This window comes from Sinorhizobium prairiense (genome assembly GCF_029201645.2).
In the GTDB taxonomy this organism is placed as follows: Bacteria; Pseudomonadota; Alphaproteobacteria; order Rhizobiales; family Rhizobiaceae; genus Sinorhizobium; species Sinorhizobium meliloti_A.
The window spans coordinates 454,048-469,181 of the sequence record NZ_CP104132.1; the positions used below are offsets into that span (position 1 = coordinate 454,048).

Consider the following 15,134-nt stretch of genomic DNA (forward strand, 5'->3'; position numbering starts at 1 on the left):
GGACCTAATTCCTTGGGTTGAGCTTTTCGAGATGCAGAAGCAGTCCGCTGTGGTCCTGTTCGCCGCCGCCGGACTCGACGAAATCGGCAAATTCCTGCCGCACTTGCTTGGTCAGGGGAAGCTCGAGGGAGAGCCCATCCGCCATGGCCATCACGGCGTTCAGGTCCTTCAGCTGGTTGTTCGAAGCGCCACCGGGCACGAAGTTGCGCTCCACCATACGGGCGCCGTGCAGTTCGAGGATCCGGCTTTCGGCGAAGCCGCCGCGGATCGCGTCCCGAAAAGCCGCGCGCGAGGCACCGCCGGCCTCCACCAGGATCATGGCTTCGGCCACCGCGCCGATGGTGACGGCGACGATCTGTTGGTTGGCGAGCTTGCAGACCTGGCCGGCACCGCTCGGGCCAACGTGGGTTACGCGACCGAGCGCGGCAAAAACGTCCTTCAGGCTTTCGACCGCGGCGCCATCGCCGCCGGCCATGATGGCGAGCGTACCGGCGGCCGCGCCGACCACGCCGCCTGAAACCGGTGCGTCGAGGTGACGGATGCCCTTTTCCGCCAATCTGCGCGCATGTTCGCGGGCGATCTGCGGGGCTATGGAGCTGCAATCCACGACGATCGTACCTTCGGCCAGGCCATCGGCGACGCCGCGCTCGAAGAGGACCTCCGATACGGCCTGGCCGTTGGTCAGCATGGTGAAGGCGACAGCTGCGCCGGCGACGGCATCGGCCGGCGAGGCAGCGATTTCAGCACCGTCGGCGGCCAGCGGCTCGGCCTTGGCGGTGTCACGGTTCCACACCGTAACCGGAAAACCGGCACCGAGCAGGCGCCGCGCCATCGGTGCCCCCATCAAGCCAGTGCCGAGAAACGCAACCTTCGTCTTCCCGGTCACAGCTTTCCTCCCAGTTCGTCCTCGATGTGCACGCGGATGATCTCATCGAAACTCTTTTCGGCAGTGAAGCCAAGTTCGGTTGCGCGTTTGGCCTCGAAGCCCGGCGCCCAACCGGCGACCATCTTCATGATCATCTCGTCGGGTTCGCGGCGGATGAGCTTCACGGCCTCTTCGCCGGCAACGCGGCGCAGCGCTTCGATCTGCTCGCCCACGGTGGCACTGAGACCCGGCATGGAAAGGTTGCGCCGCGGGCCGACCTTTTCAAGGTCGATGGTCGCGCCATGGATGAGGAAGCCGACCGCCGAACGCGGCGAAGTGTGCCAGTGGCGGACATCCTCCGAAACTGGCAGCACGGCTTCCTGGCCGACCAGCGGCTCGCGCAGGATATTGGAGAAGAAACCGGAAGCCGCCTTGTTGGGCTTGCCGGGCCGGATGCAAATCGTCGGCAGGCGGATGCCGATGCCATCGAAGAAGCCGCGGCGGCTGTAGTCGGAGAGCAGCAGCTCGCAGATCGCTTTCTGGGTGCCGTAGCTCGTGAGCGGAGTAAGATGATAATCGTCCGGAATGGGGAAGGTGAGCGGCGCTCCGACCACGGCGATCGACGAGGTGAAGACAAGGCGAGGCTTGTAGCCATCCTGATCGTGAGCAAGGCGGATCGCATCGAAGAGATAGCGCGTGCCGTCGAGATTGATCCGGTAACCCTTGTCGAAATCGAGCTCGGCTTCACCCGAGACGATTGCCGCCAGATGAAAAATGACATCCGGGCGCCCCTCGACGAGCTTCTCGGCTTCGCCGGAAGCGGAAAGATCGCCTTCGCGTGCAACGACGGTACCGGCAAAACCCTGCGGCCTTTCCGGTGTCACCACGTCCACGAGCGTCAGCTTCTCCACCGTCCTTCCGCCGAGAGCGCCGTCCTTGACGAGGCGCTGCGTGAGCTTGCGGCCGACCATGCCGGCAGCGCCGATGATCAGGATATGCATGAATGTCTCCTCCTTGAGTGAGGCCGCATGCGATCAGGTCTTCATGCGGGTCGAAAATATGTCTTGTACGGTTGTCTGATAACCTTATATGTTTCGATTGAAAACAGGAGACTAGCGGTTCGAGCGAAAGAATCTCGATCGCGTGCAGGCATATAGCGGACGCTTTCGCAGAGACGCGCGAGGAGGGGCAAGGAGCATGACGAGCGCAGGCACGATAGAGGAAGCAAAGGGACCTGCGGAACTGCGCCTGGTGCTACGTCAGATGCTCGGCGAGGATATCGTACTGAGCGAAACGGAGGAAATGCTCCGTTACTGCCGCGACTGGCATGGCGACGTAACCAGCGGCACCGTGGCGGTGATTCGCCCGCGCTCGACGGAGCAGGTGGCGGCGGCCGTGAAGGCCTGCCGGGAGCTTGGGCTTTCGATCGTGCCGCAGGGCGGCAATACCGGCCTCGTGCTCGGCGCGATCCCCGATGCTCCGGAGAGACAGGTCGTGCTTTCTCTCTCCCGCATGAACCGCATCCGCAAGATCGATCCGGCCGACTTTTCGGCGGTGGTCGAGTCCGGCTGCATCCTGTCCGAACTCAAGGATGCGATTGCGGAGATGGGCATGTTCTTTCCGCTTGCACTCGGTGCGCAGGGAAGCTGCCAGATCGGGGGAAATGTTTCGACTAATGCCGGCGGCATCAACGTGCTCCGCTACGGCATGACCCGCGAATTGGTGCTGGGACTTGAAGTGGTCCTCCCGGACGGCGGCATCCTCGAAGGTCTGTCGACGTTGAGAAAGGACAATCGCGGCATCGACCTGAAGCAGCTTTTCATCGGTGCGGAAGGCACGCTCGGCATCATCACCGCCGTCTCCATCAAGCTGACGCCCTATCCGGATCACGTGGCCACGGCGCTGCTCGGTCTTGCCTCCCTGGAAGATGCCATCAAGCTCTATCGCCGGGCGCGTCGGGACTGCTGCGACCTGATGTCGGCCTTCGAATTCATGCCGCCGCTCGCCTTCACCTTGGCGCAGGAGGCGATGCCGGATTTGCCGATCCCGATCTCGGCGGAATATCCGGCCTATGTGCTGATGGAGATCTCCGGCTCCGGCCTCGTCGATGTCGACGATCTGATGCAGCGCTTCCTCGAAGGTGTGATGGAGGAAGGGCTCGTCCTCGACGGAACGATCGCCGCCTCGCAGACGCAGGCGCGCAATCTTTGGTTGATCCGCGAGGGCATGAACGAAGGCCAGGCGAAACGCGGCGCTCATATGCGCACCGATATCTCCGTTCCGCTCTCGCAGCTGGCATCCTTCGTAGACGAGGCGGAAAAGGCGGTCTCCGACGCACTTCCCGGCGCCGTCAGCGTTTCCTATGGCCATGTCGGCGACGGCAATGTGCATCTCAACGTCCTGCCGCCGGCCGGCAGTACGCCCGACGAGCGGATTGAATTGATCTACAAGGCCAAGACGGTCGTGAACGAGGTGCTCGATCGCTATACCGGAAGCATCAGCGCCGAGCACGGTATCGGGCGCCTGAAGCGACCGGATTTCGACGCCAGGCTGCCGGAGACCCGCCGAAAGCTGTTGACGGCGCTCAAGCATGCCGTTGACCCGGAGATGATCATGAATCCCGGTTGTCAACTGAGATTCTAAAAGGGAGAGCAATCTTGGCGGCAATGGATTTCGGCCAGATCAGCAGGAGCGAGCATTTGCCCGCGCGCATCGCGGCGAAGATCGGCAGGGAGATCACCGAAGGACGTATCGCACCCGGAGAGAAACTGCCGACGGAGCATCTGCTCGCCACGACCTTCGGAGTCAGCCGCTCGGTGGTGCGGGAGGCGATAGCTCAACTGCGAAATGAGGGCCTGGTGGAAACGCGCCAGGGCGTCGGTGCCTTCGCCACGGAAATCGAGCGCCGGCAATCGCTTCGTATAGAGCAGGGAGATCTCGCCAATCGGGGAAGTTTCCGGGATCTGTTTCAGCTCCGTATTCCGCTTGAGGTGGAGGCGGCCCGGCTTGCGGCGATCAATCATACGCCGCAGGAATTGGGCAAGATCGACGAGGCGTTGCAGCAGATGACCGGCGCGGAAAAATGGACGGAGCAGGGGATCGTCGCCGACCTCGCATTTCATCGGGCGATTGCGGCGGCCACCCATAACGAATATTTCCTGCTTTTTATCGGATTCATCGCCGAGCGGATCAGCCTGGCGATCAACGCGGCACGCGCCGCTGCAATTCTGGAGGAGATCGTCGAAGTCACGATTGCGGAACATGTCTCTATCCGAGATGGCGTGGCGGCGCGGGATCCGGCCAAGGCCGAGGAGGCGATGCGCAACCATCTGAACGGGGCGGCGGCCCGCCTGGACCTGACGATTGAAAGCTTTTCGTCCTGAGGTTCGGGTCGGGCGGCGCAGCCCGTGAGGGGCGTTTCAGACTTTACTTATCCACGGCCTAGACATGGCCAAAAAGTCATACTAGAAGCAGGTCATCTCGTTGTCAGACATCCTGACAATAGGAGACCCGTACCTTCGAGGTACGAGATGAGCGGAGGATTTCTCGTGAGTTTCGAACAGGCACTGAGCGCTGAATCAATCCAGCCCGCGGACGCATCCGGCGCGATGCTCGTCGGGCGCGTCTGGTTCAAAACCGCCGGCGGACCTTGCCCGGTCCTGATCTCGGATGGAGAGGTTTTCGACCTGACCCCACTCGCAGCAACGATTTCCGAGCTTCTTGAGATCGACGGTCTTGTCGACGCGCTGCGCGACCCGTCGCGCTTTGCCAGCCTCGGCTCTCTCGATGCATTCCTCCGTGGCGAGGCGGGCGATCTTCTGGCGCCTGCCGATCTGCAGGCCGTCAAGGCGGCCGGCGTCACCTTTGCGGACAGCATGCTGGAGCGGGTGATCGAGGAGCAGGCCAAGGGCGATCCGCTGCGCGCGCAGGAAATTCGCGGCCGGCTGGCCCCCGTCCTCGGCGACAATCTCAAAGGCCTCGTAGCCGGCTCCGACAAGGCCGCCGAGGTCAAGAAACTGCTCCAGGAGCTCGGTCTTTGGTCGCAGTACCTCGAAGTGGGTATCGGTCCCGATGCTGAAATCTTCACCAAGGCGCAGCCCATGTCTTCGGTCGGTTGTGGTGCTTATATCGGTATCCACCCCAAATCCGACTGGAACAATCCAGAGCCGGAGGTGGTGCTTGCCGTCACGTCGAAGGGCAGGATCGTCGGTGCGACGCTCGGCAACGACGTCAATCTTCGGGACTTCGAAGGCCGCTCCGCACTGCTTCTCAGCAAGGCGAAGGACAATAATGCGTCCTGCTCGATCGGCCCCTTCATCCGGCTCTTCGACGGTGCTTTCACGATCGAGGACGTGAAACAGGCGGAAGTCTCGCTTCTCGTCGAAGGCAAAGAGGGTTTCAAGATGACCGGCGTCAGCCCGATGTCGGCCATCAGCCGCAGCCCGGAAGACCTCGTTTCGCAACTTCTCAACGACAACCACCAGTATCCGGATGGCGTGGTCTTCTTCCTCGGAACGATGTTTGCGCCAGTGAAGGATCGTCGGCGCGCCGGGCTCGGTTTCACCCATGAAATCGGAGACCGGGTCGAGATCTCGACGCCGCGCCTCGGACGCCTCGTAAATTGGGTCGATCATAGCGACCGCTGCCCGAAATGGAGCTTCGGCCTGGGCGCTCTGATGAAGAACCTGGCCGAACGCGGGCTCTTGCAGGCGAAACGGGAGGGCTAGATGCAAAAAGCGATCGATACGTTCTATAAACTGCTCGAGCTGCTCTTGATCGTGCTGCTCGCAGGCATGGCGGTGATGGTGTTCCTGAACGTCGTGCTGCGCTACGGCTTCAACTCCGGCATCAACGTCTCGGACGAGATGTCACGGTATTTCTTCGTGTGGCTCACCTTCATCGGCGCGGTTGTCACCTTCCGTGAAAATTCGCATGTCGGGGTCGAGACCTTGGTCTCGCTGTTCGGCCGCAAGGGCCGCATCATCTGCATGATCCTCTCCAATATCGTCGTCATCGCCGTGTCGGCGATCTTCTTCTGGGGTACCTGGAAGCAATCGCCGATCAATGCCTCGATGGCCGCACCCGTTACCGGCATCTCGATGCTGTGGGTCTACGGAATCGGATATTTCACCGGAGCGGGCGTGGTCCTGATCGCGCTCGAGCGTCTATTCCGCCTGCTGACGGGGCGCGTCACGGAAGAAGAAATCGCCGCCTTCGCCGGTGAAAACATGTCTCTCGAGCAGCTGGCGGAGCGCACTTAATGACCCTTGTCGTCTTCATCGTTTCGTTGCTCGGCGCCATGGCAATCGGCGTGCCGGTTGCCTTCTCGCTGATGTTCTGCGGCGTCGTGCTCATGTGGTACATGGGCATGTTCAACACCCAGATCATCGCTCAAAACATGATCGCGGGCGCCGATACCTTCACGCTCCTCGCCATCCCGTTCTTCATTCTCGCCGGTGAATTGATGAACGCCGGCGGATTGTCGCGTCGCATCATCGATTTCGCAATCGCCTGTGTCGGTCATATACGCGGCGGTCTCGGCATCGTTGCCATCATGGCGGCCGTGATCATGGCAAGTATCTCGGGTTCGGCGGCAGCCGACACTGCGGCACTTGCGGCAATCCTGATTCCGATGATGGCGAAGGCCGGCTACAACGTTCCCCGGTCCGCGGGCCTGATCGCTGCAGGTGGTGTCATTGCCCCCGTCATCCCCCCATCCATGGCCTTCATCGTGTTCGGAGTGGCGGCGAACGTCTCTATTACGCAGCTCTTCATGGCAGGCATCGTGCCCGGTCTCATCATGGGTATCGCGCTTGTCGCCACGTGGCTGCTGGTCGTGCGGAAGGATGATATCCAGCCGCTTCCACGCACGCCGATGAAAGAGCGGCTCCGCGCCACCGGGCGGGCGCTTTGGGCTCTTGGCATGCCGGTCATCATCCTCGGCGGCATCAAGGCCGGCGTCGTGACGCCAACCGAAGCTGCTGTGGTCGCCGCAGTCTACGCCCTCTTTGTCGGCATGTTCATTTATCGGGAACTCAAGCCGCGTGACCTGCCGGGTGTCATACTCCAGGCGGCGAAGACCACCGCTGTGATCATGTTCCTCGTTTGCGCCGCGCTCGTTTCTTCGTGGCTGATCACTGCAGCGAACATACCAGCGGAAATCACCGGCTTCATCTCTCCGCTGATCGACCGCCCGACGCTTCTGATGTTCGTCATCATGCTGGTCGTATTGGTGGTGGGCACCGCACTCGACCTTACGCCCACGATCCTGATCCTGACGCCGGTGCTCATGCCGATCATCAAGCAGGCCGGAATTGATCCTGTCTACTTCGGTGTCCTGTTCATCATGAATACCTGCATAGGGCTGCTGACCCCACCTGTCGGCGTCGTATTGAACGTCGTCAGCGGCGTCGGCCGGGTTCCGCTCGGCAAGGTAATTGTCGGCGTGACGCCATTTCTGATCGCTCAGATACTCGTGCTTTTCCTTCTGGTCCTGTTCCCGGACATCGTCATCGTGCCCGCACGCTGGCTCCATTAGAAGGGCTTTAACCCGCAACCCCTCACCAACAATCCAAGGGAGGATACCCCCGTGAGAAAACTGCTTCTTGCCACGACTGCCATCGCTTTCGGTCTTTCGGCCGCGGCGCCGGCTTTCGCCGAGTTCAACGACCGCAACATCCGGGTGTCGAACGGCATCAACGAAGACCATCCCGTCGGTAACGGCATCAAGGCGATGCAGGCCTGTCTCGATCAGAAATCCGGTGGCAAGCTGAAGCTCACCGCTTTCTGGGGCGGCGCGCTCGGCGGCGACCTTCAGGCGACGCAGGCCCTGCGCTCCGGCGTGCAGGAGGCCGTCGTCACCTCTTCCTCGCCGCTCGTCGGCATCATACCGGCACTCGGCGTATTCGATCTGCCGTTCCTCTTCGGCAACGCTCAGGAAGCCTACACGGTGCTCGATGGCGATTTCGGCGACATGATGAACGAGAAGCTGGAAGCGGCCGGCCTGGTCAATCTCGCCTACTGGGAAAACGGCTTCCGTAACCTGTCGAACTCGGTTCGTCCGGTCACCAAGTGGGAAGACTTCGAAGGGATGAAGGTTCGCGTGATGCAGAACAACATCTTCCTCGACACCTTCCAGAACCTCGGTGCCAACGCCACTCCGATGGCTTTCGGCGAAGTCTTCTCGGCGCTCGAAACCAAGGCGATCGATGCGCAGGAAAACCCCTATGTGACGATCGATACGTCGAAGTTCTTCGAAGTGCAGAAGTACGTGACCGAGACGAACCACGCTTACACGCCCTTCCTCTTCCTGTTCTCGAAGCCGATCTTCGACAGCTATACGCCGGAAGAGCAGGCAGCACTGCGTGAATGCGCAGTGGTCGGTCGCGATGAGGAGCGCAAGGTCATCCAGGAGCTCAACAAGAAGTCGCTGGAGAAGATCAAGGAAGCTGGTCTCGAAGTGAACACCCTGTCTGCTGAAGAACAGGCTCGCATCCGCGAGAAGTCCATGGTCGTCTATGAAAAGCACAAGGCTGAGATCGGTGCCGACGTGGTGGACGCCATTCTCGCCAAACTGGAAGAGATCCGCAAGTAAACAAAAGAACAGGCTGCGTCACGGAGCGTGGCCTTTCTCTATGCTTCCGGGAAACCCGCGGCCGGACGGCCGCGGGTTTTATCCGATTAGGATGATTGTCCGGTAGGGGCTGATCGATATAGCTTAGAGAGCGATTCTTCGCTTCAACCTGCAGGCATATGGAAACGTCGCTTTATCTCCCCGTCAAAGGCTTTCTCGAAAAGGCAGGTTACGTCGTCAAGGGCGAGGTTGACGGCTGCGATCTCGTCGGCCTGAGCGACGACGATCCGCGCGTGGTCGTGATCTGCGAACTGAAGCTGCGCTTCAATCTGGAGCTCATACTGCAGGCCGTCGATCGCGCCGCTGTCGCGGACGAGGTCTGGATCGCGGCTCGGGTCTCGGCCAAGGGAAAAGGGCGCGAGGCCGATAAACGCTACCGCGATCTCTGTCGCAGGCTCGGGGTCGGCATGCTCGGCATTTCCGATGCCGGCGACGTCAGCGTGATCGTCGGCTCCGTATCGCCGATGCCGCGAACCAATCCGAAACGGCGTTCGAAGCTCATGCGCGAACACCAGAGGCGGCGCGGCGATCCAGCAATAGGTGGGAGCACGCGCGCGCCTGTCATGACCGTGTACCGCCAGCAGGCGCTCGGCTGTGCGCTGGCGCTGGAATCAGGCCCGCTGCGCGTGCGTGAAATCAGATCAGGCGTACCGGATGCCGGGAAGATACTGCTTTCGAATGTCTATGGCTGGTTTGAACGGCTCGACAGAGGCGTCTATGGCCTGACGGAGGCCGGACGGGAAGCACTGCAGCGGTGGCCGCAGCAGGACACGCAGGCAAAAACGGCCGTCCCGGCATGATTTTTTGCCGACGCGCTGAGCGCATGTGGGGTGGTCCATCGCATTATCGGTGGGTATGAGCATGGGAGAGGTGTTCACAGGGCAACCGGCGCTTTAGAGTTGGAGCACTTTAACGATGGGGACCGGATGACCTCTCAGCTCGACATGTTTGCCCGAGATGTGCGACCAGCAGCCGCGAGAACCGAGCGAAGCCGGGCCCGCCGGCAGGCATCGACCTCCCTTTCCGAAACCGAGATGCTTGCCGCGTTGAAGGCGACGGGTCGCTACAGAATATTGCGAAAGCTTGAAGCCCGCACGGTCGTGTCCGACGTGAGACCCGGCTTTCCCCTGAGGGGCGTCATCCTCGACACCGAGACAACCGGCCTCGATGCCCGTAGATGCGAGGTCATCGAGATCGGGCTGGTCGCATTCACCTACAACGCAGAGGGTGAGATCGGCGATGTGGTCGCTGTTTATGGCGGTTTGCAGCAGCCGACCATCGCCATTCCGCCCGACATCACCCGGCTGACGGGTATTACCGATGCCATGGTCGCCGGCCAGTCGATCGATATTGCTGCAGTCCAAGCGATCGTTGGGCCTGCGGATCTCATCATCGCCCACAATGCCGGCTTCGATCGGCCGTTTTGCGAGGCGCTTTCGGATGTGTTTGTCCGCAAGGCCTGGGCATGCTCGGTCTCCGAAATCGATTGGAGCGGCCGAGGTTTCGAAGGCACGAAGCTCGGCTATCTGATCGGTCAGAGCGGACATTTCCATGACGGGCATCGGGCTGTGGATGACTGCTTTGCTCTCCTCGAGGTACTTGAGCAGTCTGCGGACGGCGACAAGCTGCCGCCGTTTGCCGAACTTTACAAAGCGAGCCAGCGTTCACGGGTCAGGATTTTCGCGGAGAATGCGCCGTTCGACCTGAAGGACGTCCTGAAGGCTCGCGGGTACCGCTGGTCTGACGGCAGCGACGGCCGCCCAAAATCATGGTGGACAGAGGTCGCCGAGGAGGAGCTCGAGGCTGAACTCGGCTTCCTTCGGAAGGAAATCTATCGCTGGGACGAGGCAGATCCTCCGACGCAGCGGCTGACGGCGTTCGACAGATACCGAGCGCGAACATAATCGAGCATCGCGGTCGAGCGCGCCCAACCCATTCGGTGGGGGGCGGCGGGACCATCCTACGCCGAGCGAAGACCGTAAAGCCTTGCAATATCCTCCCGCATGAATGGCACCCGATCCTTGTCGACCTGTTCCTGATAGGTCCGGGCATATTGATGGCCGGAATAGACGGCGGCGGCGATCAGGCCTGGCGCGAGGCAGTCGCCGAGGCGGGTGACGGTCTTGATGCCGGCATCGGCCCACTCGTCTTCGCGTGCTTTGAGTTCCAGCCACAGCGTTTCGCCCGGCAGGCGGGCGGTGACCGGGACGAGAGTGGCGCAATCGACCGGACGGGTCCTGCCGCTGTAGACGCAGGACAGTTCCAGTTGGTCGTTCGTCCGACCGGCGAGGGCCATGGCCGTGACGATCTCGACGCCGAGATCGATGAGGCGCTTCTGGATACGCGCCTGCTCCAGCGTATTCCTGCTCCAGGGCGAGACCTGGGTTTCGGGCGTCACGAAGGTGACCGTGCGTCCACTCCTGGCGAGCAGTTCGGCAAGCACGCTGCCCATGTAGAAGCAATCGTCGTCGAAGACGATGACGGGACCGTCGGCGGGCACCGCCTCGGCGCCCCCGGAGAGAATTGCGTCGGGAGAGACGAGGATGCCTTTCGACAGAAAATCGAGCGGCACCCGGTGGGTGCGGCCAACGCCGTCGGTGCGCCAGCTCGCTCCGGTCGCGATCGCCACATGGGGGATGCCGTATTGCAGTATGTCGGCGGCCGAAAGCGGACTGTGCAGGTAAAGCTCGGCATTGACGCGGGTGCTGAGTTGGCCGATGCGCCAGTCGCGCACGCGGCCCCAGGTCGCAAGACCGGGTAACCGACATTCGCGCGCAACGCGACCGCCCCATTCGCCGCCGCCTTCCGCCAGCACGACATCGACGCCGCGCTGGGCAAGCGCCCGTGCCGCTTCCAGGCCCGCCGGTCCGCCGCCGATGATGAGGGCGGGTTCGGGAGTTTCGGACACCGCGATGGTCTCCGGATGCCAGCCCTTGCGCCATTCCTCGCCAACCGTGGGGTTCTGCGTGCAGCGCATCGGCACGTTGGTATTGTCGCCGGAAGTGCAGATGTTGCAGCCGATGCATTCGCGGATGTCATCGATGCGCCCTTCCTCGATCTTCTTCGGGAGGAAGGGATCGGCGATCGACGGGCGCGCGGCCCCAATGAAGTCCAAAATGCCCTGCCTGATAACCCGCACCATGCTGTCCGGCGACGTATAACGGCCGACGCCGACCACCGGCTTGGTGGTGACGGATTTGACGAAGCGGATATAGGGCTCCTGGTAGCCCTCCTCGGAGAAACGAGCCGTCTGGCTATCGTTCGACCAGTCGGAGAGATTGACGTCCCAAAGGTCCGGAAGTTCGCCGAGCGCCGAAATGATGTCTTTCCCCTCTCCCTCGCAGGTGATCCCGGAGGGGCCCATCAGTTCGTCGACGGCAAGGCGCACCGCGAGCGCACAGGTGTCACCGATCGCCTCGCGCACATCATCGAGAATCTCTCGGAAAAGGCGGAGCCGGTTTTCGAAGGAGCCGCCATATTCGTCGCTGCGATCGTTATGGCGGCGGGACAGGAAGTGCTGCAACACGCTCATGTCGTGGCCGGCATAGAGATAGACGATGTCGAAGCCGGCTTTTTTGGCGCGAAGCGCGGCATTGCGATACCAGCGGCGCATGTCGCTGATGTCGGCCTTGTCCATTGCGCGCGCCTGGACGGGATCGAGGCTGTCGCTGACGGCGTGCGAGGGAGCGAGCGGGATCATCCGGCTGAAACGGTTGGCGACGTGAAGGCCGTTGTGCACGAGCTGGATGGCCGCGAGGCTGCCATGGGCGTGGATACGTTCCGTGACGGCGGAAAGGGCCGGCAGATCGCCGTCGTCCCAAAGACGAGCTTCGTTGGCTGGCGTCAGGTCCGATGTCGGATGGATTTCCGCCTCCTGGGTGGAGACGACCGCCCAACCGCCTTCCGCCTTCGTACCGCGCAACTGGGCTTCCGCATTGGGGTAGCGGTAGCCCATGCCGGAACAGTGGGGCACCTGATAGAAGCGGTTGCGCGCTGTGACCGGGCCGATCTTGACGGGTTCGAAGAGAATATCGAAGCGGGTGTCTCGAGGCATTTCCTTGGATCCTGAAGGGAGCTGCGTCCACGGCGCCGGAGCGCCGCGGTTGGGGTGGCGGCAAGATATCGGGAAGCTTCCGTCAGGCAAGAGATTTGTTATACGAGTGTATAATATTATGCTGCGGCGAAGTTTTTGATGTGGTCCGCGGTTCGCATCCCTTCAATGCGGCCGACATGGCCCAACGCACCAGCGCCGAACTTCTTCGGCGCTCGCGGCGAGCATTTCGCCCCAAGGCGCTTTCCGGATTCACTGGGTTGGTCGGGCCACCAAATTATGAAGCCGCCGCCCGAGTATGCCGTCGGTATCGGCAAGATCGAGCACGACGCTCATGTGGTTGCGATCAAGAACCGGGAGCAGTTCGGCACTTTCGTCCCGGGCACGCAGCAGCTCACATAGCCCGGCCGCCTGACTCTGGAATGGCGTCGTCTCGTCCGCGCCATAGGCGATGACGCGCGTCGGGCAGGGGAGCTGCGAGCTGGTGAGAGGGGACCATGCGGCAGCTTCCATCGGTGTCATTTCCGCTTCGTGGCGAAGGAAGCTGTCCGGTATGCCTGACAGGTCGTAGATTCCGCTTAGAAGCAGCAAGCCTTGAAGCGACGGCAGGGAGGGCGGGTAGGTTTCCTCGGGACCGGTTGCTGCGAGGAAGGAAGCAAGATGCGCGCCTGCCGAATGACCGCTGACGGTCAGTCGCGCAGGATCCGCGCCGAAATCGCTTGCGTGGGCCTGAAGCCAGAGCACCGATCGCCGAACCTGATCCACCAGCACGTCCAAGCGGCTGCGAGGCATCAGGTTGTATTCGACCAGGGCCGCAATGCCCCCCGCCGCAAGAACCGGTGCAGCGACGAAACGATAGTTGATCTTTTCGCCGGAGCGCCAATATCCGCCGTGAACGAACACATGCAGGGGCGCACCGGCCTGCAGGCGCTCCGGCAAGATGACATCGACGACCTCGCGGGCGCCGGAGCCGTACGGTATGTCTGCCCGCACATCGGCGCGCGCCGATAGGGCCCGGCTGCGTTCGGCGAACTCTGCGGCGATGGTGTCGAAATCGGGCACGAAGTCGCGAATGCGGTAAAGGTCCTGTGCTGTCATCGTCTGCTCCGCCGATCAATAATCAACTGCATAATATTTCGGCTCCATGAATTCCAGAATGCCGGTCACGCCGCCTTCGCGGCCAAGGCCGCTCTGTTTAACGCCGCCGAAGGGAGCGGCGGGGTCTGACATCAGGCCCCTGTTGATGCCGAGCATGCCGGTTTCGATGTGCTTTCCGACCGTCATCGCACGTTTGAGATCGCGGCTGTAGATGTACGCGGCGAGGCCATACTCGGTATTGTTTGCGAGGCGGATCGCCTCGTCGTCGCTTTCGAACTTGTAGACAGGCGCGACCGGTCCGAAGATTTCCTCACGTGCGATCGACGCGTTTACGGGGACGTTTTCGAGTACCGTCGGCGGATAGAAGTACCCGTTTTCCGTAAGCGGTTTGCCGCCGGTCGTTGCCCGCGCACCCGCGGCGAGTGCCTCTGAGACGAGCCGGTCGATCTTGCGGACGGCGTTTTGCGTGATCATCGGACCACATTGCGTCTCGGGATCGTATCCGGGACCGATCTTCAGAGACATCATCCGCGCCGTGAGGCCAGCGACAAACGCATCATGGATGCCCGCCTGGACGTAGAAACGATTGGCGGCAGTGCAGGCTTCTCCAGCGTTTCGCATCTTGGCGATCATCGCACCGTCGAGTGCCGCCTCGAGGTCCGCGTCGTCGAACACGATGAAGGGCGCGTTGCCGCCGAGCTCCATCGAGCAGCTGACGACCGACTTGGCGGCTTCGGCAAGCAGAACGCGGCCAACGCCGGTCGAGCCGGTGAATGAAAGCTTACGAACCCGCGAATCGGCGAGCATCGCATTCGTTATTCCGCCTGGATTGCTTGTGGTCAGCACGTTGACGACGCCAGGCGGAACGCCCGCCTCTTCGCCGAGTCGGGCCATGGCGTAGGCCGTCAACGGTGTCTCCGAGGCAGGTTTCAGGATCACCGTGCAGCCGGCGGCAAGCGCGGGCCCGATCTTGCGAGTCGCCATAGCCGCGGGGAAATTCCAGGGCGTGATCAGGACGGCAATGCCGATCGGCTCATGGTCAACGAGGATATTGTGCGACCCGGAGGGAGTGCGCCGGAATTCGCCCGGAATGCGGGTCGCCTCTTCAGCGTACCAGCGGAAGAATTCGGCGGCATAAGCTACTTCGCCGCGTGCGTCGACCAGGGCCTTGCCGTTTTCCAGTGCGATGAGAGTTGCAAGCTCCTCGGCGTGCTGTGTCATCAGCTGATACCAGCGTCTCAGGATTTCCGAGCGCTGGCGAGCCGGAGTGGCGCGCCACCCCGCGGCAGCGGCATGCGCGGCATCGACTGCGCGCTGTGCGTCCTCGATGGAGGCGTCGGCGACCTCGGCCAGCAAATTACCGGTCGATGGGTCGAGAACGGTTATTCCGCTACCGCTTTGCCATTTGCCGCCAATGTAGAGGCCTGCGGCGTGCAGGGCGGGATCGGCGTAGCCGGAAAACTTGGCATGGAAGGTCATGGAGGGTC

13 protein-coding genes are annotated in these 15,134 nt (G+C 62.0%); 8 read left to right on the forward strand and 5 right to left on the reverse strand.

The features are described from left to right. Nucleotides 1-4: 4 nt before the first annotated feature. Nucleotides 5-886: an NAD(P)-dependent oxidoreductase gene (locus tag N0Q91_RS21815; RefSeq protein ID WP_275598198.1), complete on the reverse strand. Its 882-nt coding sequence runs from the start codon at nucleotides 884-886 to the stop codon at nucleotides 5-7. Next, nucleotides 883-1,866 carry a D-erythronate dehydrogenase gene (gene denD / locus N0Q91_RS21820; protein ID WP_275598199.1) on the reverse strand — a complete coding sequence of 328 codons (984 nt, stop codon included), beginning with the start codon at nucleotides 1,864-1,866 and terminating at the stop codon, nucleotides 883-885. The genes N0Q91_RS21815 and denD overlap by 4 nt, the downstream gene beginning before the upstream one ends. 196 nt (nucleotides 1,867-2,062) lie before the next feature. Here denD and N0Q91_RS21825 point away from each other — a divergent pair, with 196 nt between their 5' ends. The 8 genes from N0Q91_RS21825 to N0Q91_RS21860 all read left to right on the forward strand — a co-directional run bounded on the left by N0Q91_RS21825 (nucleotide 2,063) and on the right by N0Q91_RS21860 (nucleotide 10,402). Next, a complete protein-coding gene (locus tag N0Q91_RS21825) occupies nucleotides 2,063-3,508 on the forward strand; it encodes an FAD-binding oxidoreductase (RefSeq protein WP_275598200.1) in 1,446 nt (481 codons plus the stop codon). A 14-nt stretch (nucleotides 3,509-3,522) separates the two neighbouring features. After that, nucleotides 3,523-4,248, forward strand: a complete 726-nt coding sequence (locus N0Q91_RS21830) for a FadR/GntR family transcriptional regulator (RefSeq protein WP_275598201.1) — start codon at nucleotides 3,523-3,525, stop codon at nucleotides 4,246-4,248. A 147-nt stretch (nucleotides 4,249-4,395) separates the two neighbouring features. Beyond that, nucleotides 4,396-5,592 carry a fumarylacetoacetate hydrolase family protein gene (locus N0Q91_RS21835; protein WP_275598202.1) on the forward strand — a complete coding sequence of 399 codons (1,197 nt, stop codon included), beginning with the start codon at nucleotides 4,396-4,398 and terminating at the stop codon, nucleotides 5,590-5,592. Further along, entirely contained in the window at nucleotides 5,593-6,126 is a 534-nt protein-coding gene (locus N0Q91_RS21840; RefSeq protein ID WP_018096421.1) for a TRAP transporter small permease, read from the forward strand. It begins immediately after the preceding gene. Next, nucleotides 6,126-7,403, forward strand: coding sequence for a TRAP transporter large permease (locus N0Q91_RS21845; RefSeq protein WP_275598203.1), 1,278 nt, complete (start codon nucleotides 6,126-6,128; stop codon nucleotides 7,401-7,403). Before N0Q91_RS21840 ends, N0Q91_RS21845 begins: the two co-directional genes overlap by 1 nt. Before the next feature lie 51 nt (nucleotides 7,404-7,454). Beyond that, on the forward strand, nucleotides 7,455-8,459 hold the full coding sequence (locus tag N0Q91_RS21850) for a TRAP transporter substrate-binding protein (protein WP_100673505.1): 1,005 nt from the start codon (nucleotides 7,455-7,457) through the stop codon (nucleotides 8,457-8,459). A gap of 158 nt (nucleotides 8,460-8,617) precedes the next feature. Then, nucleotides 8,618-9,298: a DUF2161 domain-containing phosphodiesterase gene (locus tag N0Q91_RS21855; protein WP_275598204.1), complete on the forward strand. Its 681-nt coding sequence runs from the start codon at nucleotides 8,618-8,620 to the stop codon at nucleotides 9,296-9,298. Between the two features lie 126 nt (nucleotides 9,299-9,424). Beyond that, entirely contained in the window at nucleotides 9,425-10,402 is a 978-nt protein-coding gene (locus N0Q91_RS21860) for a 3'-5' exonuclease (RefSeq protein ID WP_275598205.1), read from the forward strand. A gap of 56 nt (nucleotides 10,403-10,458) precedes the next feature. Here N0Q91_RS21860 and N0Q91_RS21865 read toward each other — a convergent pair whose 3' ends face one another. The 3 genes from N0Q91_RS21865 to N0Q91_RS21875 form a co-directional block, all read right to left on the reverse strand. After that, a complete protein-coding gene (locus N0Q91_RS21865; protein ID WP_275598206.1) occupies nucleotides 10,459-12,552 on the reverse strand; it encodes an oxidoreductase in 2,094 nt (697 codons plus the stop codon). Between the two features lie 249 nt (nucleotides 12,553-12,801). Beyond that, nucleotides 12,802-13,647, reverse strand: coding sequence for an alpha/beta hydrolase (locus N0Q91_RS21870; protein ID WP_275598207.1), 846 nt, complete (start codon nucleotides 13,645-13,647; stop codon nucleotides 12,802-12,804). Between the two features lie 15 nt (nucleotides 13,648-13,662). After that, entirely contained in the window at nucleotides 13,663-15,126 is a 1,464-nt protein-coding gene (locus N0Q91_RS21875) for an NAD-dependent succinate-semialdehyde dehydrogenase (protein WP_275598208.1), read from the reverse strand. Between the last annotated feature and the right edge of the window lie 8 nt (nucleotides 15,127-15,134).

What these genes read in the sequence shown, in the direction of transcription:
- N0Q91_RS21825 (WP_275598200.1), top strand. Translation starts at nt 2,063, where the DNA reads ATGACGAGCGCAGGCACGATAGAGGAAGCAAAGGGACCTGCGGAACTG.
- denD (WP_275598199.1), bottom strand. Translation starts at nt 1,866, where the DNA reads ATGCATATCCTGATCATCGGCGCTGCCGGCATGGTCGGCCGCAAGCTC.
- N0Q91_RS21860 (WP_275598205.1), top strand. Translation starts at nt 9,425, where the DNA reads ATGACCTCTCAGCTCGACATGTTTGCCCGAGATGTGCGACCAGCAGCC.
- N0Q91_RS21870 (WP_275598207.1), bottom strand. Translation starts at nt 13,647, where the DNA reads ATGACAGCACAGGACCTTTACCGCATTCGCGACTTCGTGCCCGATTTC.
- N0Q91_RS21875 (WP_275598208.1), bottom strand. Translation starts at nt 15,126, where the DNA reads ATGACCTTCCATGCCAAGTTTTCCGGCTACGCCGATCCCGCCCTGCAC.
- N0Q91_RS21835 (WP_275598202.1), top strand. Translation starts at nt 4,396, where the DNA reads ATGAGCGGAGGATTTCTCGTGAGTTTCGAACAGGCACTGAGCGCTGAA.
- N0Q91_RS21855 (WP_275598204.1), top strand. Translation starts at nt 8,618, where the DNA reads ATGGAAACGTCGCTTTATCTCCCCGTCAAAGGCTTTCTCGAAAAGGCA.
- N0Q91_RS21840 (WP_018096421.1), top strand. Translation starts at nt 5,593, where the DNA reads ATGCAAAAAGCGATCGATACGTTCTATAAACTGCTCGAGCTGCTCTTG.
- N0Q91_RS21845 (WP_275598203.1), top strand. Translation starts at nt 6,126, where the DNA reads ATGACCCTTGTCGTCTTCATCGTTTCGTTGCTCGGCGCCATGGCAATC.
- N0Q91_RS21865 (WP_275598206.1), bottom strand. Translation starts at nt 12,552, where the DNA reads ATGCCTCGAGACACCCGCTTCGATATTCTCTTCGAACCCGTCAAGATC.